Genomic DNA, 23192 nt, shown 5'->3' with positions numbered 1-23192 from the left:
TCCTTAAGCCTGGACCAGCGGGCCGGGGTTTTTCAAGTATTGCTCGCGGACTGCCTTGGCGCACCAGTAGGTCAGCGCGCCGACCATGCCGGTCGGGTTGTAGCCGTTGTTCTGCGGGAAGGCATTGGCGCCCGGCGCGAACACGTTCGATACATCCCACGATTGCAGGTAGCGGTTCAGCGCCGAGGTCTTCGGATCGGAACCCATGATGGCGCCGCCGCAGGTGTGGGTCGACTGATATTGCGTCACGTTGTAGTGGTCGCCGTCCTTCTTGGCGTCGCCCTTGATGGCTTTCGGGCCCAGCACCTTGCACATGTCCGAGGCCTTTTCCACCAGATACTGCGAGGCCTTGACCTCGTTGTCATGCCAGTCGAAGGTCATGCGCAGCAGCGGACGGCCGAAGGCGTCCTTGTAGGTCGGGTCCAGGCTCAGGTAGGCGTCCTGGTAGGACATGCACGACCCCTGCACCTCGTAGTAGAACGAATGGCGGAAGGCTTCCTTGACGCCCTTCTTCCAGCCGCTGCCCCAGTTCGGCACACCCGGCGCGGTGGCGATGCCGCGCACCGGACCGCCGCCCGGCTGGCGCGCCCAGACCAGGCCGCCGCCGATGAAGCCGGACTTGGTACTGTCGTTCTGGTTGCCGTTCAGGTCGTCGATGGTGGTGCCGCCGCCGCCGATGCCCATGAACTGGTTGGCGTGCACGGTTTCATCGAAGAACAGCGACACGCGGTTCAGGTTCTGGTACGAGTAGTTGCGGCCGATGGTGCCGGTATTGCTGACCGGGTCATACGGCACGCCAATGCCCGACAACAGCATCAAATGCACATTGAACAGCGAGAACGCGCACAGCACTACCAGGTCGGCCGGCTGCTCGGTCTCGCGGCCTTGCGCGTCGAGATAGGTGACGCCGGTGGCCTTCTTCTTGTCGGCGGTCAGATTGACCTTCAACACTTGCGCCAGCGTGCGCAGTTCGAAGCCTTTGCGGCCGCGCAGCACCGGCATGATGCAGGCGTTGGGGCTGGCCTTGGAGTAGTTCAGGCAGCCGTAGTCGGAGCAGAAGCCGCAGAAGTTACATGGGCCCATCTGGCAGCCATACGGATTCACATACGGGCCGGACGCGTTCGACGCCGGAATCGGATACGGGTGGTAGCCCATCTCGCGCGCAGCCTTGTAGAACATCTCGGCGCCGAGATAGTTGGGGTTCGGCGGCAGCGCGAATTCACGCGAGCGCGAACCTTCAAACGGATTGCCGCCTTCGACTTTCTGGCCGTTCAGCACACCGGCCTTGCCGGAGGTGCCGCACACGTACTCGAAGTGGTCGAAATGCGGCTCCAGGTCTTCATACGTGACCGGGAAATCCTGGATCGTCATACCGGCCGGGATGAACTTCTTGCCGTAGCGCTGTTCCACATTCGAGCGCACCTTGAAGTCTTCCGGCAGCGCGCGGAAATGGCAACCGGACCAGTGACTGCCGGCGCCGCCGACGCCGGTGCCCGGCTTGAACGAGCCCATCTGACGATACGGCACCGCCGTGTCGTTCATATTGTGGCGAATGGTCACCGTCTCCTTCGACAGCGATTGCAGGTATTTGCGGTGCACCGAGCCTTCCAGCTCGTCGACCACGCGCGGGTACGCGAAGTCCGGCTGCGTGTCGCGGTCCGGGCCGCGCTCCAGGCACACCACGCTCAAGCCGGCGTCGGTCAGCTCCTTGGCCATGATGGCCCCGGTCCAGCCCATGCCGACGATCACGGCGTCTACTTTGTTTTTTACGATACTCATGTCTTAACCTCTGCGTCCAGCCAGATCGACGGGGCCGATCGGATATGGTTTGTCACGGACTTCCACCCAGTCCAGATAGTCGGCGCGCATGCCGGGATAGCCGATCATCTTCCACGAGCCCATGCCCTTGTTGCCGCCGTGCTTGGGATCGGCGAAATAGCCGTTGCGCACTTCGTTCAGCAGATTGGTGAAGAACAGCTTGGCCGAAATGTCTTCAAACTTCAGCTTGCCGCCTTCGCAGCCCTTGAGGATTTCTTCCTGCTGCTTGCGGTCCAGGTCGGCGAACGCCTTGCCGCCGAATTGCGAGGCGCAATAGCCGTCCACATTCTTGATGCCGACGCGGATGATGTCGCGCAGGCCCAGCTTGCCCTGGTAGCCGAACTCCGGCGCCGCCTTGACGAACGGGCCCTGCATATACCAGATGTCGCCGGTGGCGTACGGGGTCTGCATGTGACGGTCGAGGAATTCCAGCACGCCCAGCTCGATGGCGCCGGGGCCGTGTTCATCGTGCGGGATCAAGCGGTCCACGGCGGCGTTGAGAAACTTCCACTCCACCTGGTTGAAAAACGCCGGCGTGTACGCGTCCGGCTTGCCCTCGGGCGCATTCGCATCGGCCGCGGTGGCCGGTTGCAGTGCGCGCACCGCGCCGGTCGCGGCAACCGCGCCGATCGGTATGAACACCATGCCTTTGATAAGGTTGCGCCGGGACGGCGACTGTGTGTCGTCAGACATTGCTCTCTCCTCGTTGTAAGACGTCAGGGTTGCAGCGCGCTGCGCGCTTCCCATCGATAGCCGACCCCGTAAACGGCCGAAATCGCTTCGGCCAGGCCAGCCTCCTCCAGTTTCCGGCGCAGGTTTTTCACATGCGTGTCGATCGTGCGGTCGTGCACGATGCGCCGGTCCTCATACACCCAGTTGCGCAAGTCGTCGCGTGACATGGCTTTGCCGGGTGCGTCGCGCAATAGTTTCAGCAAACGGAATTCCACCGGCGTCAGCGCGACTTCTTTGCCGTGGACAAAGGCGCGCATGCCGGCGTCGTCGATCTGCAAGCCCGGCTGCGGCGTACCGGACGGCCGGCGGCGCAGCACCGCGCGCACCCGCGCCACTACCTCGCGCGGGCTGAACGGCTTGCAGATGTAATCGTCGGCGCCGCTGTCCAGACCATCGAGACGGTCTTCTTCCTGCGCGCGCGCCGTCATCATGATGATGGGGATGTCGCTGTTGGCGCGCAGCGCGCGGCACAGGCTCAGACCGTCCATGCCGGGCAGCATCCAATCCAGCAGGATCAGGTCGACATCGCCGGCCGCCACCGTCGCCTGCACCGACAGGCCGTCGTGCTGGGCGCTGGCGCGGTAGCCGGCCGCTTGCAGATAGCTGACCAGCAGCCGCGCCAGCCGTTGCTCATCTTCGACCACCAGCACGTGCGGCGCGTTCATGCGATTTCTCCCGACAGCGGCAGCGTGATGCGGATGGTCAGTCCGCGCGCCGCGCTGGCGGATGACTGCGGCTGCGTGTGCATGGCGCTGATGGTGCCGCCGTGCGCTTCCACAATGCTGCGGCAGATCGCCAGCCCGAGGCCGCTGCCGCCGGTGGCGCGGCTGCGCGCGCGGTCGCCGCGCCAGAAGCGCTCGAACAGCATCGGCAGGCCGGCATCGCTGACGCCGGGACCGTTGTCGGCCAGCGTCAAGACCGCCGCGCTGCGCATCACGTGCAGGCTGACGTGCAGCTGCGTCGCGCCGTCGGCATGCCGCAGCGTGTTGTTGAACAGGTTGCGCAGCAGCTGGCGCAGGCGCACCGTGTCGCCTTGCACCGGCATGGCGGCAGGGCTGTCGGTGACGATCGCCATGCCGGCCTGCGCCAGCGGTTCGGTCCAGCGCTGGATCTCGCTGCCCAGCAGCGCCACCAGGTCCAGCGGCTCGCGGCGATAGTCGAAGGCGCCCACTTCCGACAAGGTGATCTGGCGCATATCGTCCACCAGCCGGCTCAGCGTGGCGACCTCGTCCATGAGCGCCTTCAGGCTGCTGGCGTCGATCGGCTCAATGCCGTCCTCCATCGCTTCCAGCTGCGCCTGCAACACCGACAGCGGCGTGCGCAACTCGTGCGAGATATCGGCCATGAAGTGGCGGCGCAGCGCCTCGTTGCTTTCCAGCGTAGCGACCATGATGTTGAAATTGCGCGCCAGCGTGCCCAGCTCGTCGCGCTGCGCATGCGGCACGCGCACGCCGTAGTCGCCGGCCGCGACCTTGGAGGCGGCCGCGATCAGCCGGCGCGTCGGCGCCACAAAGCTGCGCGCCAGCAGCATGGCCGCCAGCGCCGCCAGCACCAGTGTGCCGAGGCCGATGAACAGGCTGTCGCGCTGCTGCTGCGCCTGGAAGGTTTGTTCGGCTTCTTCCTGCAAACCGCGCAGCGGCGCACCGGCCAAGGTGCCGACCACTTTGCCGTCCACCAGCACCGGCTGGTAGCGCAGGTCGGCGCCCGCTTGCAGGTTGCCGGCCAGATGATTGCCGTGCTCGTCATACAGGCCGAGGCGGCGCGGCGCCTTGTCCGGCACCGCGTAATAGATGGAGTCGCCGCCGGGACGCGGCGAGGTGGCGCGTTCGCGGCCGATGGCGCCGGTGTAGCGCTCCCAGGCTTCGCGGTTGTTGCGGATGAAGTCCCAGTTGCCGTGCTCGTGGTAGGCGCGCGAAAACTCGAAGGCCATCGCCTCCATGCGGCGCGCCTCGACTTCGTTCAGATAACCCTGGAAGCCGCGCGTGAAACTCCAGCGCGTGCCGAGGCCGACGCCGACTGCCGTCAGCATGCTGACGATCAGCAGTGAAAGAAACAGCCGGGCAGTGATACCGATCTTGACCATCGGGCCATTTAGCCACGATGCGGGATCGGCTTCAAGCGTGAAGCGCGAATTGACCTTAATTCTTCACAGAAACTCCACATTGTTGTGGAAGTGAATACATTCAGGTGCGCGGCAACGTTACAGTGAAGACAACTTGCGGCGCTTCGTAGCGGTAGATGATCTGGCCGCCATGCTGCTGGACGATCTCATGCGCAATATACAAGCCCAGGCCGAGGCCTCCACGATTGCGGACATTGCCGACTGATGTGTGTTTCAGGGGGCTGTACAGCATCGGCACCATCTCGGCGGGAATTTCCGGCGCCACGTTGCGCACCTCCAGCAACACCTGGTCGCCCTGCTCGGACAACTTCACCTGGATCGGCTCGCCATGGGTACCGTGGTGGCGGGCGTTGCTGACCAGATTGCTGACGACCTGCACCATGCGGTCGCCGTCGACCTGCGCCCGCAGCGCCGGCGGCAGGCTCGATTCAATCCGCAGGTCGGCATGCGACAGGCGCGCCTCATCCAGCAGGTCCTGCAGCAGCGCCACCAGGTCGACGTCGCTGCGCGTCAGGCCCAGCCCGATACCGCCGTTGATGCGGCTCATGTCCAGCACCTGGCTGATCAGCCGCTCCATGCGCGTGCTCGAGGCCTGGATGCGGGTGCTCATGGTGCTGGCGGCACCGCCGTGTTGCAGCACGGTGGCCGCCATATTGATCGAATGCAGCGGGCCGCGCAGATCGTGGCCCAGCATCGCCAGCAGTTGCGTGCGGGCGCGGTCGGTCTCGATGTGCTTGGCTACGCTGGCGCGGTGCATCTCGCCCAGCAGCTGGGTCGCGGCCAGCTTGTCGGTGGCGTTCCACGGCACCGAGCGGCCGCGCACCATCTCGCGCCATTCGTCGAACGAGCCGCGCGGCGTCAGGCGCGGACCGAGCGGACCGGCCACCACCACTTTTTCGGGACGGCCGCCCCAGCGGATGGTGTGGATCTGCTCGCGGCGCAGGCCCAGCAGCCAGCCGGCGGTGGCCGGATCGAAGCGCAGCGCCAGCATGCCGGCCCACTGCCCCAGCGCCGCCCGCATGTCCTGCGGCCAGTCGCTGACGGCGGTGCGCTCGACCAGGTCGCTATCGCCGGCCGGCAGCGACGCCACGATGCGCGCGGCCAGCGCGGCGTCGATGGCGCCATGCACCATGGTCTTGCCGTACTGGCTGACGATCAGCGCTTCGGCTTGCAGCGACTCGCACAAGGCTGGCGCGTGTGCCAGCATCGCCCGCGCCGGCTCCTCGTTGTGCAGCAGGGTTTCCATCACGCGCGTGCGCACCTCGGCCGAATCCTCGACCCGCCTGGCGCGGTCGCGCGCTTCGATCGATTGCACCAGCGAGGCGATCACCTGCGCCATTACATCGGCCGCCATGCGGATCGAATACGGCACCTGCAGCGACGCCATATGGTGGCAGGCCAGCAGCCCCCACAAGCGGCCGTTGACCACGATCGACACGCTCATCGAGGCGCCCACGCCCATGTTCTGCAAATACTCGATGTGGATCGGCGACACGCTGCGCAGCACGCTGTGGCTCAGGTCCAGTGGCGCAGCGCCGGCGCGGCCGCGCAGCGGCGACGGCGTGTAGCCGACGTCGACGATCAGCCGCAAGGTGTTGATGATGTACAGGCGGCGCGCCTGCGCCGGAATATCGCCGGCCGGATAACGGCGCCCCAAATAGGGTTCCAGGTCGTCGCGCCGCGCCTCGGCGATGACGTCGCCGCTATCGTCCTCATGGAAGCGATAGCCCATCACGCGGTCGAAGCCGGTGATGGTGCGCACCTGTTCGGTGGCCAGCTGCAGCAGCGCGTCCACCGATTTCTGGCGTTTCAGGCGGTCGATGGCGGCGTGCGCCTTGAGCGCGAAGGCGGCCACGGCGTCGCTGGGCGTTTCGCGCTGTTCGAACTCGATGATCAGCCGAGACTGGTGGACGTGGACAATGCAGTCGAACTGGCGACCGCCGATGGCCACTTCCAGCGCCGCAGCCGGCGCTTCGCCGTCTTCGATGCCGTCGCGACACTCGGCCACCACCTGCTGCACTTCGGGCGGCAACAGCAAGGCCGCCAGCGGCATGTCCAGCACCGGCGTCAGGCCCAGCAGTTGTGGTGCGGTATCGCTCCAGGCCAGCAACGCGCCGGTCAGGTCGAACGCCAACAGCACCCCGTGCGGCTGGATGCTACCGGGGATATGAATAGGCTCATCCGCACAGTTGTCCAGCGTAACGGAATCGGTGGCTTGCATCAGGTGCAGTCGCTTTGTCGGGAGGGGAGAAGATGGAATTCTATCACTCCCCTCCGCAAGCAGGGCGCTACGCCTGAGGCCTTTGTTCGCTAGCGTACTTACAGCCGGTAGTTCAGCCCGAGCAGGAACTGCCGACCGTAGGTAGTGTAGCGCTCCGGCGCGTACGAGCCGCCGGTGAACGGGTCGCCCTGACGCGTCTGGTACGGCGAATTGTTCAGGTTATTCACCTGGAACAGGAAGGACAGGCCCTTGTAGGTGCCCTCCTCGATCGCATAGCCCAGTTGCAGGTCAATCTGGCGTTCCGCCAGGATCTCGCTAAAGGCGCGCTGCGCGAACAGACCGGTCACCTCGCCGCGATACGCCGACCGGTAACGGCGGCTGGCGCGCGCCGAAAAGCCGCTTTGTTCATAGTAGACGGTGAAGTTGGACACCACGCCCGACAGGCCCGGCAGCTTTTCCTTGGTGCCGGGACCGTTCGGGTGGATCGAGCTCTCGGTGCCGGACATGCTGCCGGTGACACCGAAGCCTTCCAGCGGCTGCCACAGCAGGCCGGCATCCAGGGCACCCGACACTTCCACCCCCTTGACCTGGCCGCCGGTGCCGTTGGCCGGACGGTTCAGCGTGCCGATATCCTGCAGCGGCACCACCGCCGACGGATTGGGGAAGCCGGCGAAGCTGAATGCGGTCTGCTGGTTGTAGATATAGCTTTGCAGTTTTTTGTACCACAGCGCGCCGGCGATGTAGCTGCGCTTGCCGATGTACTTCTCCAGCGACAGGTCATACGAATTGGCGCGCCACGGCTCCAGATTGGGATTGCCGCCGCTGCCGTTCCACATGCGCGTGGTGGCGTCAACGCCGCCCGAGATGCCGGCACGCATGTCCGACATCTGCGGCCGCGCCACGGTCTTGGCGGCGCCGAAGCGCAGATTGGTGGTGCTCAGGTATTTGTCCAGATCGAAGTTCAGATTCACGCTCGGCAGCCAGTCGGTGTAGTTGGCGCCGCCACCGATGGTGCCCAGCGTGCCGGCGTTGACGGTGGCGCCGCGCGATTTCTGGTCGACGTTGACCGCTTGCAGGCCGATATTGCCGCGCAGCGGGATCGCGCCGAGGTCGGTGTCGAGGCCGACCCGGGCATAGGCGGTGGTGATCTTCTCGGTCACGCCCCAGTCCTGCAGGGCCTGGTCGTCCGGACGGGCGGGCTGCTTGTCGTAGTATTTGTTGAGCACGCCGAGCACGTCATAACTGAGCACCGATGGAATGCCGGCGAAGGACAGCGAGGTGGACGGCTGCAGCAGGTCCGACGACACGGTGGCCGGCGCGCGGCCGTTTTTCAGGAACCAGTAATTGTTGGTGTCGGCATGGGTCTTCTCGCGCTTGCTGAAGTTGACGCCGCCTTCGACATTGCGCAGGAAGCCGTCCAGCTCACGCTTGGCGGAAATCTTGGCCGAACTGAGCGTATCCTCGACGATGGGATGGTGCATATCCGCATCCTTGCCCCAGCCGCCGACGTCGGTCAGCTTGATGATATTCGGATCGGCGAAGTTCAGGCTCGGCGTGAAGGTCGGCAGACCGCCGGCGGTCGGGATATGGAACTGGAAATTGTTGTCGGTGTTTTTCGAGCCGGCCGGACCGAGGCCGGCGTAGGTCTCCAGCACTTCCTCGCGCCGCTTGGCGCTCGAATACGACAGGTCGCCGACCAGCGTCCAGCCGTCTTTCTTGAAGGTGTTGTTCCAGCCCAGCGCGCCGAGCTTGTCCTTGCGCTGGTTGTAGTCGTTGCGCACGATCGGTTCCAGGTTGGTCAGCACGCCGCCGACCAGCACGCTGGTGCCGCCGACCTGCTGGACCTGCGGATTGACGTAACGGATCGGATTGTCCTGGTTGGAGTTCCACATCATGCCGCGCATGGTGGTGTTTTGCTTGAACTCGGAGTAGTACATATCCAGCGTGGTGCGGAATTCCTTCGACGGACGGTATTCGACCACCGCCATCAGGCCGTCGCGCTTCTGCTCGCGCGACGAGGCGGTGACTTCGGCGCCGTTCAGCGTGACCACGTTCTGCATGTCGGCCGGCAGGTTTTTATTGGTGCCCCACCACCACGATTTGTATTCCTGCTGCTGGCCCGGCGAATCCAAGTGCGCGTAGCCGACCGCGATGCCCAGCGTGTTGTTGAGGAACTGGTCCACATACGACGCGCTCACGCGGTTGCCGTTGGCCGAGGTATTGGAGTTGAGCTTGCCGTTGGAATTGTGCTCGCCGCGCGCGTTCAGCACGAAAGTGCGCTGGCGGACGTCCAGCGGCCGCACGGTCTGCAAGTCCACCGTGCCGGACAGGCCGCCCGACACCAGTGATGCATCCGGCGTTTTATACACCACCACGCCGTTGATCAGCTCGGATGGATACTGGTCGAATTCGGCGCTGCGGTTATTACTGGTGGACACCTGCTCGCGGCCGTTCAGCAGCGTGGTGGAAAAGTCCGGCGCCAGGCCGCGAATCGAAATCGACTGCGCACGGCCTTCGACGCGCTGCGCGGTCAGGCCGGCCAGGCGCGAAATCGATTCGGCGATCGACACATCCGGCAGCTTGCCGATGTCTTCTGCGGTGACGGCTTCGACGATGGAGTCGGCATCGCGCTTGATCGCCATCGACGTCTCGATGCTGCGGCGGATGCCGGTCACTACCACTTCCTGCACGGCGCCGTCATCGGCCTGGTCGGGCTTGGGTGCGGCGGTTTGCTGTTGCGCCATGGCCGGACTGGCGGCAAAAGCCAGTGCGGCGCAGGCGGCAGCGATGGGTGTCATCTTGGTCTTCATTTTTCGTCTCCCTTTTATCGTTTTATTTCCAGGTGAAGGTGGCCACACTGGCAGCCGGCAAGGTGTAATCGAAACTGCGCTGGCCGATGCGCACCGCGAACTGGCGCGGCGCCTTGGCCGAATTCACCACCAGCAGCGCCAGCGAACCATCGTCGGCGTTGCGGAAGGCGACCGTGTCGAGCTGGTCGTAGCCGCTGGTGGAAGCGATGCGGCGCGCGCCCTGGCGCACGAAGCGGCTGGCGTGGGCCAGGGCGTAATACTCTTCGTTGCGGGTGATCTTGCCGTCGCGGCTGTCGATGGTGACCACGCCGCGGCATTCCTTGCAGCCGCCCAGGTAGGGACCATCGTTCTCATCCAGCGCCAGATTCCACAGCAGCACGCCCTTGGCCCAGCCGCGCGTGGTGCCGATCACCAGCGTGCGGGCGAAGTGCTGCAAATTGTCCGACCACACCGGCGCCCACTTGCCGCCCGAGCATTCGGTGAAATAGGTTTCCTTGTCCGGCCAGCGGTCGTGCAGCGCCGACTGCACGCGCACGTCGCCGCCGTAGCAGTGCCAGGCCACGCCGCTCACGTACTTGTTGGCGACCGGATCTTTCAGCACATCGGCCGGCGACCCCGGCTCATCCCAGTTGTGGTCCCAGTCGAGGATTTTGGTATGCGGGTGCTCCTTGGCCAGCAGCGGGCCGAGATAGCCGCCGATGAAAGCCGCGCGCTTGGCCGGATCGACGCGCATGCCCGGGTAATCCTTGGGCTCGAAGTGCGGCTCGTTCTGCAAGGTCAGCGCGAAGATCGGCACGCCTTCCTTCTCATAGGCGCTGATGTAGCGCGACAGGTAGCCGGCGAACGGCGCGAAGGCCTCCGGCTTCAGCGTGCCCTGGATCAGGCTGTCGGTCGACTTCATCCAGCCCGGCGCGCTCCATGGCGACGCCATCACGCGCAGCTGGGGATTGATCGCCAGCGCCGCCTTGGTGACCGGCAGCACATCGGCGCGGTTGGGGTCGATGGAGAAATGCTGCAAGGTCGGATCGGTCTGGCCGGGCGGCATATCGTCAAAGCTGTAGTGATGGCGCGAGAAATCCGAGGCGCCGATGGTCAGCCGCGTGAAGCTGAATCCTACGCCGGGCGACTGGCCGAACAGCTCCTGGAGCAGGTCGGCGCGCTGTTGCGGATTCAGCTTGTTCTGGATCAGCCAGGCCGACGAATCGGTGATGGCGGCGCCGAAACCGACCATTTCCTGGAAGCGCTGGCGGGGGTCGATTTCGATAACGGTAGCGGCCTTGTCGCCGTTGTGGAAACGGCTGTCGGCGCCGCGCGCCAGCAGTTGCGTCTGGTCGCCGGTGGTGATCCAGGCCTGCACGGTCTGTGCCTGCGCGGCCGTATGCACTGCTGCGCCGAACGCGCCTAACAGCATGATTTTAAAGAGGTTTTTCACAGACGATGGGCGCAGTCGTCCATCGCCCGGCAAAGCGGGGCTTGCAGTCATGAATGTCTCCTCGCGCAGGCAGATCGTTGTCCGCCCGTCTCCGTTTGTTTATTTATGAATTAAATGGAATCGTTTCCACTTGTTGTAGAAACTATAGCACCGTAAAATCTTTGATGTCAACGCGGGGACGTAAAGGGTGTGGGATTTCTGCCAGCAACTGAAATTTGACGATTTTTGATGCACATCAAAAAGCGCTGAAAGATTTTCGTCCTAATATGCCCAGCAACCAGGGCAAAGCGCGTTTTCGGTTGAACCCGTCGGCAATTCATCGCATGGCAAATTGCTGCGGTGGCACATTACAACTGTCTGCGCCTGGCACAATTATGCTGCAGCGAATATGCTCAGCCATGCACTGTCCTGCGTAACAGCGCATCCTAGTGCGTAAACTAAGTGGTTGATTTCTATGGAAAACTTGGTGCGGCTGGCGGGGATCGAACCCACGACCCTTGGCTTCGGAGGCCAATACTCTATCCACTGAGCTACAGCCGCGACAGGGGGATACGCGAATGCGTGCCGTAGGATACCGTTTTTATTGGCAGCCGTCCATGGGCCAATGTTCTTTTGCTTATGTTTGCGTTTCCTTCGCGGCATTCTTGTGTCTATAATCAGCCGTTTGGTGAAGTTTTTTACAAGGTAGCCGCTGATTAACTCTCGCGCCACCCCGGCTGAAATTAGTCTCTTAAGGAAATCATGAGCGACGCACACAACGAACACGAATCCCTCATCCGTACCCCGAAACAGCTGGTTGGCGCTGTCGTCGGCTTCTTCGCGGTCACGATCATCGGCATCATTCTGCTGGTCCAATACGTCACCACCACCAAGCTCACTGGCGCCGGCTCCAATAGCCAGGCGCCGGAAGAAGTGGCCGCGCGCATCGCGCCGGTGGCCAACGAGGGCTATACGCTGAAGGACTCCAACGCGCCGAAAGTGCTGCAATCGGGCGAAGCGGTGTACACCGCCACCTGCGCGGCCTGTCACGGCGCCGGCGTTGCCGGGGCGCCGAAGTTCGGCGACAGCGGCGCCTGGAGCGCGCGCATCGCCCAAGGCTACGACACCGTCCTCAAGCACGCGCTGGAAGGCTTGCGCGCGATGCCCGCCAAGGGCGGCAATCCGGATCTGGACGACGTGGAAGTCGCGCGCGCGGTGGTCTATATGGCCAACCATGGCGGCGCCAAGTTCAAGGAGCCGGAAGTGCCGGCCGCACCGGCTGCTGCGGCAGCAGCATCCGCACCAGCGGCGCCGGCAACTGAGCCAGCGGCCCCGGCACCAGCAAAATAAGCGGTGTCAGCATGCCAACGAACAACCGGCCTCTACGGCCGGTTTTTTATTAGCGGCACAAACCGTAGGCTTTGCGCTCGGGGAAGTAACGGTAGGTAAAGGTGCGCATCGGATATTTATTCAGCGCGATCTCGAACGCCGGCGGCACCACGTCGAAACGTTCCGGCAGCTTCTCCGTCACGCGCAGGCGCACGCGCCAGATGGTTTCCGCACCGGTGGCGCCGGCAATCAGCATGTCTGGGACTTTGGGAATGGCCTCGACGATTTCCGGCGCGGAGTTGGTGGTGCGCTGGTAGAAGGTCACCAGCTTGGCCTTGGCCAGCACCGGCCCCTTGGGCTGGGTGACGTTGAAGTCACGGGTCAGGAACAGCGCGCGCTCGCCGCGCGGCACCAGATAGACGAAGGTGAACTCGGCGCCGCCATCGGGCAGCGTCACCGGCGGCGTGGTCGACACGCTGATCCCGCGCGGCAGCTCGAAACGCGAGCCGTCCTGCCAGTCCTTGCACTCCGGCGTCTGCGCCATGTAGACATCGACCGGCGTGAAGGAATCGCCGCAGGCACTCAGCAGCAGCGGCAGGACGAAAGAAGATGCGATGTAACGCAAACGCATGATGGTTGGCTTCTTGAATTTGGAAGCCGCTAGTTTACTCTGAATACGGCAAGACCTAACCGTTTTGAGGAGAATCACCATGTCTTCAGTGTTAATCGGCGACGATGTTCAACTGGCGCAAGCAGCGCAATTCTTGAATGTGTCGCTAGAACACCTCATGCTATTGCTGGAACAAGGCAAGCTCAACCTGGAGAAACTGGTTGAATACAAGCAGCAGCAGATTTCTCAGCAAGCTCTCCAGCAGCTCGTGGACCAGGCTCAGGAGCTAAACATGGGATATTGATGGCAACGAATCTCAACATCGCGGTGCTGGACGCCTGTGTGCTCTATCCTGCACCGCTAAGGGATTTGTTGCTCAGTTTGGCTGCATAAGGTTTATACCAAGCGCGGTGGACGCAGCTGATTCAAGATGAATGGATAAGCAATCTCCTGGCCAACCGTCACGCGACCTATCAGCAACAAGGATTGTGCAAAACGAGTCAACTGTTGCGCCGCAAACTAGACCAGCTGTAAAAAAAAAAGCCGCATCGCTGCGGCTTTTCTTTTTTTACCTCATTACCACATGATCACGCGGTCTTTCGGGGGCAGGTACATCTTGTCGCCGGCCTTGACGCCGAAGGCGTCGTAGAAGCCCGGCTGGTTGCGCATCGGGCCGTTGGCGCGGAACTGGCCTGGCGAGTGCGGGTCGGTCTTGATCTGCTGGATCTGCGCCGCTTCACGCATCTTCAGGCGCCATACCTGGGCGAAGCCCATGTAGAAGCGCTGGTCACCCGTCAGGCCGTCGATCACTGGCGGCTTCTTGCCATGCAGCGACAGCTTGTAGGCCTTGTAGGCAATCGCCACGCCGCTGTTGTCGGCGATGTTCTCGCCCAGTGTCAGTTCGCCGTTGACGTGGTAGCCAGGCAGCGGGCTGAACTGGTTGTACTGGTCGACCAGCATCTTGGTCTTGGCCGCGAACGCTTTGTGGTCGGCGGCGGTCCACCAGTCGCGCAGGTTGCCGTCGCCGTCGTACTGGGCGCCCTGGTCATCGAAGCCGTGGCTGATTTCGTGGCCGATCACGCCGCCGATGGCGCCGTAGTTGACCGCATCATCCGCGTCGGCGTTGAAGAACGGCGCCTGCAGGATCGCTGCCGGGAACACGATTTCGTTCATCTCCGGGTTGTAGTAGGCGTTGACGGTCTGCGGCGTCATGCCCCACTCGTCGCGGTCGATCGGCTTGCCCAGCTTGTTCAACTCCTTGTTGTAGTCGAACTGACGGGAACGCAGCACGTTGCCGACCAGGTCATCCTTGCTGATCGTCAGCGCGCTGTAGTCGCGCCATTTGTTCGGGTAGCCGATCTTGTAGGTGAACTTGGCCAGCTTGGCTTGCGCCTGCTTCTTGGTGGCCGGGGTCATCCAGTCCAGCTTGTCGATGCTGGTCTTGTAGGTGGCCAACAGGTTTTTCACCAGCTCTTCCATGCGCGCCTTGCGGTCGGCCGGGAAATACTGGTCCACGTACAGTTTGCCGACGGCTTCGCCCAGCGCGCCCTGGGTCACGGACACACCGCGCTTCCAGCGTGGACGCTGCTCGGTCACGCCGCTCAGCACGGTGCCGTAGAAGGCAAAGTTTTCGTCGACGAAGGCCTTGTTCAGGTAAGCCGCATTGGAACGCAGCAGATGCCATTGGAAGTAAGCCTTCAGCGTGTCCAGCGGCGTGCTGTTCAGCAGCGCGGTCATGCCTTTCAGATAGCTTGGCTGGCTGACGATCACGTAGGTGACCTTGCCGGCGACGCCGGCGTCGGTCAGGTAGGCGTTCCAGTCGTAGCCTGGGGCAACCTCGCCCAGCTTGGCGATGTCGACCTTGTTGTAGGCCTTGATCGGGTCGCGCAGCTCGACCTTGGTCCATTGCAGCTTGGCCAGTTCGGTTTCAAACGCAACGATGGCGTGGGCGGTTTCCGCGCCGTGGGCGTCGCCCGCCAGCGTCAGGATCTTGGCGACGTGCAGTTCATACTTGGCAAGCGTGTCGGCCAGTTTCTTGTCGTCGGCCTTCAGGTAGTAGTCGCGGTCCGGCAGGCCCAGGCCGTCTTGCGAGATGTCGGCCACGTACTTGGTCGAATCCTTGTTGTCCTGGTGGATGCCGTAGCCATACGGCGCTGTCACGCCGATCTGGTTGAAGTGGGCGATCAGCGCCGGCAACTGTTTCTTGTCGCTCAGTGCCGCCACCTTGGCCAGTTCCGCACTCAGCGGTTTTAGGCCCAGCTGTTCCAGCTTGGCTTCGTCCATGAAGCTGGCGTAGAAGTCGCCGATGCGTTGCGCTTCCGGACCGCCCGCCTTGTTGCCGCCCGCGCCTTCGATAATCGCACGCAGCTGCGGCTGGATGTCATCGTTCAGTTTGGCAAAGCTGCCCCAGCTCGATTTGTCGGCCGGGATTTCGGTCGTCGCCAGCCACTTGCCGTTCATGTGGGTGAACAGGTCGTCCTGCACGCGCACGGACGGATCGATGTACTCGGTGGCGATGCCGGAGACTGGTTTCTTGCTTTCTTTAGCGCTAACCGGAGCAGTGCTTTTGGCAGTGTCCGCAGCGCCTGCCAAGCCTGCGATCAGGCTCAGCATCAATGCACTTACGAGATGACGTTTCACGAGTTTTCCTTCTGCTATATTAATTAGTGGTAGCCCATTGCTCACATGGGCGTAGTGCTATTTGATACCCTGCTTTTATATCACATCACCACATGATGACGCGATCCTTGGGCGCCAGGTACATCTTGTCGCCCGGCTTGACGCCAAAGGCTTCGTAGAAGCCCGGCTGGTTGCGCACCGTACCATTGGCACGGAACTGATCCGGCGAGTGCGGATCGGTTTTCAGATACACGATTTGCTGGGCGTCGCGGATCTTGCTGCGCCATACCTGGCCAAAGCCCATGTAGAAGCGCTGCTCGCCGGTCAGGCCGTCGATCACCGGCGCCGGCTTGCCGCCCAGCGAAATCAGGTAGGCCTTGTAGGCAATGGCGGCACCGCTGTTGTCGGCGATGTTTTCGCCCAGCGTCAATTCGCCGTTAACGAAGTAGCCCTTTACCGGACTGTAGCCGTTGTACTGCTTGACCAGCATCTTGGTCTTGGCAGCGAAGTTCTTGTGGTCGGCCTTGGTCCACCAGTCGCGCAGGTTGCCGTCGCCGTCGTACTGCGCGCCCTGGTCGTCGAAGCCGTGGCTGATCTCGTGGCCGATCACCGCGCCGATGGCGCCGTAGTTGACCGCGTCGTCGGCGTCCGCATCGAAGAACGGCGGCTGCAAAATCACGGCCGGGAACACGATCTCGTTCAGCTCCGGGTTGTAATATGCGTTGACGGTTTGCGGCGTCATGCCCCACTCGTCGCGGTCGATCGGCTTGCCCAGCTTGTCGACTTCCTTCTCGTACTCAAACACATGCGAGCGCCGCACGTTGCCGGCCAGATCATCCTTGACCACCGTCAGCTTCGAGTAGTCGCGCCACTTGTTCGGATAGCCGATCTTGGTGGTGAACTTGGCCAGCTTGGCTTGCGCCTGCAGCTTGGTTTCCGGGCTCATCCAGTCCAGCGTGTTGATACTTTCCTTGAACGCGGCCAGCAGGTTCTTCACCAGTTGCTCCATGCGCGCCTTGCGTTCGGCCGGGAAGTGCTGCTCGACGTACAGCTTGCCGAGCGCCTCGCCCAGCGCGCCGTCGGTGGCGTTGACGCCGCGTTTCCAGCGCGGCTGCTGCTCATCGATACCGCTCAGCACCTTGCCGTAAAAGGCGAAGTTCTCCAGCGCGAAATCCTTGGCCAGATAAGGCGCATTGGCGTGCAGCACCTGCCACTGGAAGTAGGTTTTCCAGGTGCTCAATGGCGTCTTGTTCAGCAGCTTGTTGAAGCCGGTAATGAAACTGGGCTGGCTGACGATGACGTAATCGACCTTGCCGCCGATGCCCGTGTCGTTCAGCCAGGTGGTCCAGTCGTAGCCCGGCGCCAGCTTGGACAGCTTATCCAGCGGCACCTTGTTGTAGGCCTTGACCGGATCGCGCAGCTCGACCTTGGTCCACTGCAGTTTGGCGATCTCGGTTTCCAGCGCCACGATGGCCTTGGCGTCGGCTGCGCCGTTGGCGTTGCCGGCCAGCGTCAGCATCCTGGCCACGTGCTGTTCATATTTGACCAGCGTGTCGGCCAATTTCTTGTCCGATTTTTTCAGGTAGTAATCACGGTCCGGCAGGCTCAGGCCGTCCTGTACCAGATCGGCCACGTACTTGGTGGAATCCTTGTTGTCCTGATGGATGCCGAAGCCGTATGGCGCGGTGTAGCCGTTGCGGTTGAAGTGAGCGATCAGCGCCGGGATCTGCTTCTTGTCGCTCAGTGCCGCCACGCGGTCGAAGTCGGCCTTCAGCGGCGTCAGGCGCAGCTGTTCCAGCCTGGCTTCGTCCATGTAGCTGGCGAAGAAATCGCCGATGCGCTGGGCTTCGGTGCCGGCCTGCTTGTCCGGCGTGGCGGCGGCCGCTTCGATCAGCGTGCGCAGCTGCGGCTTGGTGTCGTCGTCCAGCTTTTCGAACGAGCCCCAGCTCGACTTGTCGGCCGGGATCTCGGTCTTGGCCAGCCACTTGCCGTTCAGGTTGAGGAAGAAGTTATCCTGCGGCCGCACCGATGCATCGATGTTGGCGAGGTCGACGCCCGAGGTTTTTTGTTGTGCCTGGACACCGGCCGAGGCCAGCAGCGCCAGCATCAACGTGCTAAGCAGATATTTTTTCATTGATACGCTCTCCCTAAGATCCAAAACAATAACAAAAAAGCCACGCAGGGTGGCTTTTTTGCTATGAATAAACGATTACCAGATGATGATGCGCTGTTCCGGCGCAACATACAGCTTGTCGCCCGGTTTGACGCCAAAGGCGTCGTAGAAGCCCGGCTGGTTGACCACCGGTCCGTTGGCGCGGAACTGGCCCGGCGAATGCGGGTCGGTCTTGATTTGCAGGATCTGCTGGTCTTCGCGCATCTTCACGCGCCACACCTGGCCAAAGCCCATGTAGAAACGCTGGTCGCCGGTAAAGCCGTCGATCACCGGCGCTGGTTTGCCTTCCAGCGACATCTTGTAGGCCTTGTAGGCGATCGCCATGCCGCTATTGTCGGCGATGTTCTCGCCCAGCGTCAGCGCGCCGTTGACGTTATAACCCGGCAGCGGGCTGTAGCCGTTGTACTGCTTGATCAGCGCATCGGTCTTGGCCTTGAAGTTGGCGCGGTCTTCCTTGGTCCACCAGTCGCGCAGGTTGCCGTCGCCGTCGGACTGGCTGCCGCCGTCGTCGAAGCCGTGGCTGATCTCGTGGCCGATCACCGCGCCGATGGCGCCGTAGTTGACCGCGTCGTCCGCGCGCGCGTCAAAGAACGGCGGTTGCAGAATAGCGGCCGGGAACACGATCTCGTTCATGGTCGAGTTGTAATAGGCGTTGATGGTTTGCGGCGTCATGCCCCATTCGTCGCGGTCGACCGGCTTGCCCAGCTTGGCGATCATGCGCTGGTGGCGGTAGTTGGAAGTGCGCAGCACGTTGCCCACCAGGTCGCCCTTGATGATCACCAGCGTCGAGTAATCGCGCCATTTGTCCGGATAGCCGATCTTCGGCGTGAACTTGGCCAGCTTGGCTTGCGCTTCCACCTTGGTGGCCGGGCTCATCCAGTCCAGATTGTCGATCGAGGTTTTGTAGGCGGCCAGCAGGTTCTTCACCAGCTGGTCCATGCGCGCCTTGCGCTCGGGCGGGAAGTAGTCGGCCACGTACAGCTTGCCGAGCGCTTCGCCCAGGCTGCCTTCGACCAGGCTGACGCCGGTTTTCCAGCGCGGCGGCTTGACCGCCACGCCGGTCAGCACGGTGCTGTAGAAATCGAAATGGGCATCAGCGAATTCCTTCGACAGGAACGGCGATGCTTCACGCAGCAGTTGCCATTCCAGGTAGGCTTTCCAGGTCGCCAGGTCGGTTTTTTCCAGCAGCGCGCCAAAGCCGGTCAGGAAGCTCGGCTGGTTAACGATCACATAGTCGGTCTTGTTGGCTACGCCGGCCGCGGCCAGCGCGTGATTCCAGTCGTAGCCTGGCGCCAGTTCGGCCAGCTGCTTGATCGGCATCTTGTTGTAGCGCTTGACCGGGTCACGGTTTTCCACCTTGGTCCATTGCGCTTCGGCCAGCGCGGTTTCCAGCGCGATGATTTTCCTGGCATCGGCGGTGGCGTTGTGGTCACCCGACAAGCCCAGTACCTTGGCGATGTAGAGCTCATACTTGGCCAGGGCATTGGCCATCTTGGCGTCGTCTTTTTTCAGGTAGTAGTCGCGGTCCGGCAAGCCCAGGCCGCTCTGGCCGACGTACACCGCGTATTTGGTCGACTCGCGCGCATCCTGGCGCACGCCGACGCCGTACGGCGTGGTGACGCCGATCTGCGCCAGGTGGGCGATGATGATCGGCAGGCCTTTCTTGTCCTTCAGCGCGCGGATGCGGTTCAGTTCGCCGGTCAGCGGGCGGATGCCCAGTTCGTTCAGCTTGGCTTCATCCATGTAGCTGGCGTACAGGTCGGCGATCTTTTGCGGCTCGGTGCCGTTCTTGGCTTTTTCGGCGCCGGCTTTTTCGATCAGGCCGCGCAGTTGCGGCAACGTGTCGTCGCGCAGCTTGGCGAAGGTGCCCCAGCTCGATTTGTCGGACGGGATCTCGGTGGTCTTCAGCCAGCTGCCGTTGAGGTAGGTGAAGAAATCGTCTTGCGGACGCACGCTGGTGTCCATGTTGGGGATGTCGATGCCGGAAATCGGCGCGGCAGTATCGGCAGCGGTGACGGCGCCGAAGGCGGTCATCAGGCTCAGTGTCAGCGTGGTCAGCAGAAAACTTTTTTTCACAGCAGATCCTTACGGTTAGAACTTCATTTCATATTTGACGCTCCAGACGACGTACGTCTGGTTGGTCGTATTGGCCAATTGTGTCAGGCCGTTGGTGCTCACGGTGTTGGCGCCGATGGCGTCTTCCGCCACCAGGTTGTTGGCGGAGATGCGCAACTGGTTGCTGGCGTTGAAGCGCCACAAACCATAGGCGTCAAACGAACGCTTGCGGCTAGTGTAAACCAGCTGCGACAGGCTGCTCTGGATCAGCGTCTCCGGCGTCCAGTTAAGGCTGCCGCCGAGGGTCAGCGGCAAATCTTTCATGCGGTAGTCGAGGCCGAGGTTGGCGGTCTGCTTGGGCTGCGCGTCGAGGCGGTTGTTCGGACCCGGAATATCGTCGACGCTGGACCAGAAGCGGCTGTAGTTGGTGCGAAAATCGATGGCCGGCGCATCCGCCATCAGCTCCTGCAACTGGAACTTGGCTTCCAGCTCGATGCCGGTGCTGCGTGCGCTGCCGATGTTGCGCGGCGTCGACACCCAGCGCGGCCCGGTGCTGGTGTTTTCCAGCGCGATATCGCGCCGGATCAGGTCTTCGATATTGCGGATGAAACCGCTGGCGCTGAGGATACCGGCGCGGCCCAGGTAGTGCTCATAGGCCAGGTCGAGGCCGGTAGCCAGTTCTGGCTTCAGGTTGGGATTGCCGGTGCGGTCCGGCCTGGTCGCGCTGTTCAAGCGCGACAGCGACGGCAGCGCGATCAGGTCCTGGATATTGGCCGCCTTGTAGCTCTTGGTCAGGCTGGCGCGGATCTGGTCCTTGTCGTGGCCTGGAATGCGGTAGACCGCGTGCAGCAGCGGGCTCAGCACGCTGCTGGTGTTGCTGACGTCGCCCGTGCTGGCGCCGCTGCTGGAGGTACGGATGCCTTCCCAGCGCACGCCGGCATAGCCCGACCATTGCGCCGAGATATCCCACTCGTCCTGCACGAACACCGCCAGGCGGCGGGTATCGGCGGTCAGGTTGTCGCCGGAATCGGCAAACTGCGGCACGCCGTCCTTGTCGAGCGAGGTCTTGGTCTCTTCACGGTGGCCCAGCTCGACATCCCAGCCGGCCGCCAGCGAATGTTCGCGGCCCAGCGGCGTGCTGTACTTGCCGCCGGTGCTGGCGCTGCGGTCGCGCACGGTGGCGGTGTCGGTGAAGCGGTCCAGCAGCGCGCCGCTGTTGTCGTACTGGTAGCGCAGCGAATCGTTGTCGCTGTGGCCGGCGCCGAAGCCGAACTTGACGTCCAGCTTGGCCGCGCCGTCCAGCTTGTGCACCCAGTTGCCGAAGCCGCGCAGGAAGGTCGATTCGCTGTGCGCATCGGTCAGCGCCAGGTTGTATTCCGGCGGCAGCAGCAGGCTAGGCGGCACCAGGCCGGGATTCTGCGTCAGATCGCTGCGGGCCTTGCTGTCGCTGCGGTTGACCATCAGGAACGGCTGGAAGTTCAGCGTGTCACCGCCATCGAATTTATAGGACAGGCGCGGCGTCAGGAACAGGCCGCGCGTCTCCCGTTTGGTCTCGTCGAGTACGTTCTCGTCCTTGACCACCACGCTGTCGGCGCGGGTGTCGAGGTTATGGGTTTCGGTCTGGTCGTGCTGGTGGTTTTCAAACAGCGAGCCGGTCAGCAGCCAGGTCAGGCTGCCGACCTTGCCGGGCACCGTCAGCGACACATTCGGCGAATGGCGGCCCTGCTCGATCGAGTCGGTCAGCTTGAGCTGGTTGTCGCGCTGCTGGTAGCCGTCGCGCAGGATGATGTTGATGGTGCCGGCGATGGCCCGCGTGCTGTGTTCGGCCACCGGGCCGCGCATGATTTCGACCCGCTCGACCTGATCCGGCGCCAGCGATTCCATCGAGAAGCCGGCCGGCGGCCGTTCGCCGTTGACCAGGATCTGCGTGTAGCCGCTGCCCATGCCGCGCATGCGGACGTCGCCGCCACGGCCCGGACGGCCGCCGAGGGTGACGCCGGGCAGACGCTTGAGCACGTCGCCAAGATTGCTGTCGCCGTTGCGGTCCAGCTCTTCGCGGCCGAAGATCTGCTTGCCCGCCACCGAGTTGCGGCGCTCGTCCATATCGCTGGCGCGGCCGCCGCTAATGGTGACCTGCTGCACCTGCTTGTCGGCAGCGGACTTGTCGGTGGTGGACTTGACGGCCGGCTGTGCCGCCTGCTGCGGTGCGCTATCGGTCTGGGTTTGCGCGCACGCGTCTGCCGCGCCGAGCATGGCCAGCCAGGCGAGGGGTAGTAATTTGCTCATGTACTCTATCAGGTGGAATTCTTGCGAAGAATTCTACCGTCATGCCAGCCGGCAAAAGGGCTTGCCGCTGGCTTTTTACTTTACGATACAGTAGCAACAACACTTTTTCTAAGGGTATCCCTTACAGCCCTCTTTAGCCGCCGCTGCCCGGCAGGTTGACGTTGAGGCCGCCGGCGCCGACACCGACGCCACCGCCGCCCATGCCGCCACGGCCACCGCCCTTGCCTCCGCGGTGTTCGCCGCCCTCTTCCTTGCGCTCCGGACGCGGCGCGCTGCCGCTGTCCGGCACGCGCTGCAATTGTTCGCTCAGCATCTGCACCACCGCCTGACGCTGGCTTTCCGACAAGGCATCATTGACCGTCAGCCACCATTCGCGCAGCTGTTTCTCTTCGGCGGTGCTCAGATTGGTTTCATCGTCGATGGCTTTCGCCACATCGCGCAGCTCGACATTGGCGCCCTGTGCCGCGGCCAGCGTGGCGGCTTGCAGGCGCTCGCGGCGGGCCTTGCGCTCGCGCAGCAGGTTGCGGGTCTTGGATTCGGTCTGCGACCACAATGTTTGCTGATTGGTATTCAGGCTCAGCGATTTCTTCAGTTCGGCTGCCATCGGCAGGTAATCCTCGGCGCGCATCTCCATCACCGGCAACGCAAACGCCGGCGACAACAGGGCCGACAAGGCCAGCGCGGCACCGAGGCGGCGCACAACGGATGAGGATGGACGTGATAGAAATCGCATGGAGGCTCCGTAGATAAAAAAAAGCCAGCGCTTGGGGCGCTGGCGAAAAACCACTGCAGGGTAGAGAGAAATACGAGCCAAGTTTAGGCCGCGAAATTGGGTGTTTCAGGGGTTCTTACAATTACTTACTGTCGTCAACGCTGGGGATACACTGTACACAAAAGTGTCAACATGACCCTTCGCCAAGCCCCCGTAAATGCGCTTTCAAAGTCAACCAGGAGCGTTGTAAAACGCCGTAAAGGTATAAATCATTTCGTGACGGCTACGACGTTT

General features: G+C 62.8%; 15 protein-coding genes and 1 tRNA gene. 2 read left to right on the top strand and 14 right to left on the bottom strand.

The window, feature by feature from the left end:
• Positions 1-3: 3 nt before the first annotated feature.
• From HH213_RS12000 to HH213_RS11965, 8 genes are all read right to left on the bottom strand, one after another.
• Positions 4-1779: a GMC family oxidoreductase gene (locus HH213_RS12000; RefSeq protein WP_110846178.1), complete on the bottom strand. Its 1776-nt coding sequence runs from the start codon at positions 1777-1779 to the stop codon at positions 4-6.
• A 3-nt stretch (positions 1780-1782) separates the two neighbouring features.
• Positions 1783-2511 (bottom strand): gluconate 2-dehydrogenase subunit 3 family protein, encoded by a 729-nt coding sequence (locus HH213_RS11995; protein WP_161055038.1) that lies wholly within the window; start codon positions 2509-2511, stop codon positions 1783-1785.
• Between the two features lie 23 nt (positions 2512-2534).
• Entirely contained in the window at positions 2535-3215 is a 681-nt protein-coding gene (locus tag HH213_RS11990; RefSeq protein ID WP_110846176.1) for a response regulator, read from the bottom strand.
• Complete coding sequence (locus tag HH213_RS11985; protein ID WP_110846175.1) at positions 3212-4633, bottom strand: ATP-binding protein; 1422 nt, start codon at positions 4631-4633, stop codon at positions 3212-3214. Before HH213_RS11985 ends, HH213_RS11990 begins: the two co-directional genes overlap by 4 nt.
• Positions 4634-4733: 100 nt before the next feature.
• Positions 4734-6893, bottom strand: coding sequence for an ATP-binding protein (locus tag HH213_RS11980; RefSeq protein ID WP_169112387.1), 2160 nt, complete (start codon positions 6891-6893; stop codon positions 4734-4736).
• A 98-nt stretch (positions 6894-6991) separates the two neighbouring features.
• Positions 6992-9703 carry a TonB-dependent receptor gene (locus tag HH213_RS11975; RefSeq protein ID WP_169112386.1) on the bottom strand — a complete coding sequence of 904 codons (2712 nt, stop codon included), beginning with the start codon at positions 9701-9703 and terminating at the stop codon, positions 6992-6994.
• 22 nt (positions 9704-9725) lie between these two features.
• Positions 9726-11186 (bottom strand): glycoside hydrolase family 30 protein, encoded by a 1461-nt coding sequence (locus tag HH213_RS11970; protein WP_169112385.1) that lies wholly within the window; start codon positions 11184-11186, stop codon positions 9726-9728.
• A gap of 413 nt (positions 11187-11599) precedes the next feature.
• A tRNA-Arg gene (locus HH213_RS11965) sits at positions 11600-11675 on the bottom strand.
• 201 nt (positions 11676-11876) lie between these two features.
• On the opposite strand from HH213_RS11965, the gene HH213_RS11960 reads away from it, so the two are divergent.
• Positions 11877-12464, top strand: a complete 588-nt coding sequence (locus tag HH213_RS11960; RefSeq protein ID WP_110846171.1) for a c-type cytochrome — start codon at positions 11877-11879, stop codon at positions 12462-12464.
• 49 nt (positions 12465-12513) lie between these two features.
• Here HH213_RS11960 and HH213_RS11955 read toward each other — a convergent pair whose 3' ends face one another.
• Positions 12514-13074 carry a hypothetical protein gene (locus HH213_RS11955; protein ID WP_110846170.1) on the bottom strand — a complete coding sequence of 187 codons (561 nt, stop codon included), beginning with the start codon at positions 13072-13074 and terminating at the stop codon, positions 12514-12516.
• A 79-nt stretch (positions 13075-13153) separates the two neighbouring features.
• Between HH213_RS11955 and HH213_RS11950 the strand changes: the two genes are divergently transcribed.
• Positions 13154-13357, top strand: coding sequence for a hypothetical protein (locus HH213_RS11950; protein WP_169112384.1), 204 nt, complete (start codon positions 13154-13156; stop codon positions 13355-13357).
• A gap of 272 nt (positions 13358-13629) precedes the next feature.
• Here HH213_RS11950 and HH213_RS11945 read toward each other — a convergent pair whose 3' ends face one another.
• The 5 genes from HH213_RS11945 to HH213_RS11925 form a co-directional block, all read right to left on the bottom strand.
• Complete coding sequence (locus HH213_RS11945) at positions 13630-15666, bottom strand: M13 family metallopeptidase (RefSeq protein WP_174864454.1); 2037 nt, start codon at positions 15664-15666, stop codon at positions 13630-13632.
• A 112-nt stretch (positions 15667-15778) separates the two neighbouring features.
• Positions 15779-17806, bottom strand: coding sequence for a M13 family metallopeptidase (locus tag HH213_RS11940; RefSeq protein WP_110846167.1), 2028 nt, complete (start codon positions 17804-17806; stop codon positions 15779-15781).
• A gap of 75 nt (positions 17807-17881) precedes the next feature.
• Positions 17882-19879 carry a M13 family metallopeptidase gene (locus HH213_RS11935; RefSeq protein WP_169115127.1) on the bottom strand — a complete coding sequence of 666 codons (1998 nt, stop codon included), beginning with the start codon at positions 19877-19879 and terminating at the stop codon, positions 17882-17884.
• Positions 19880-19936: 57 nt separating this feature from the next.
• Entirely contained in the window at positions 19937-22186 is a 2250-nt protein-coding gene (locus HH213_RS11930) for a TonB-dependent receptor plug domain-containing protein (protein ID WP_169112382.1), read from the bottom strand.
• Between the two features lie 133 nt (positions 22187-22319).
• The gene (locus HH213_RS11925; protein WP_110846165.1) at positions 22320-22919 is read right to left on the bottom strand and encodes a hypothetical protein; all 600 of its coding nucleotides are present in this window, start codon (positions 22917-22919) and stop codon (positions 22320-22322) included.
• Positions 22920-23192 lie beyond the last annotated feature (273 nt).

This window comes from Duganella dendranthematis, assembly GCF_012849375.1.
Classification (GTDB): domain Bacteria; phylum Pseudomonadota; class Gammaproteobacteria; order Burkholderiales; family Burkholderiaceae_D; genus Rugamonas; species Rugamonas dendranthematis.
This window is presented reverse-complemented; position numbering and strand designations above follow the sequence as displayed.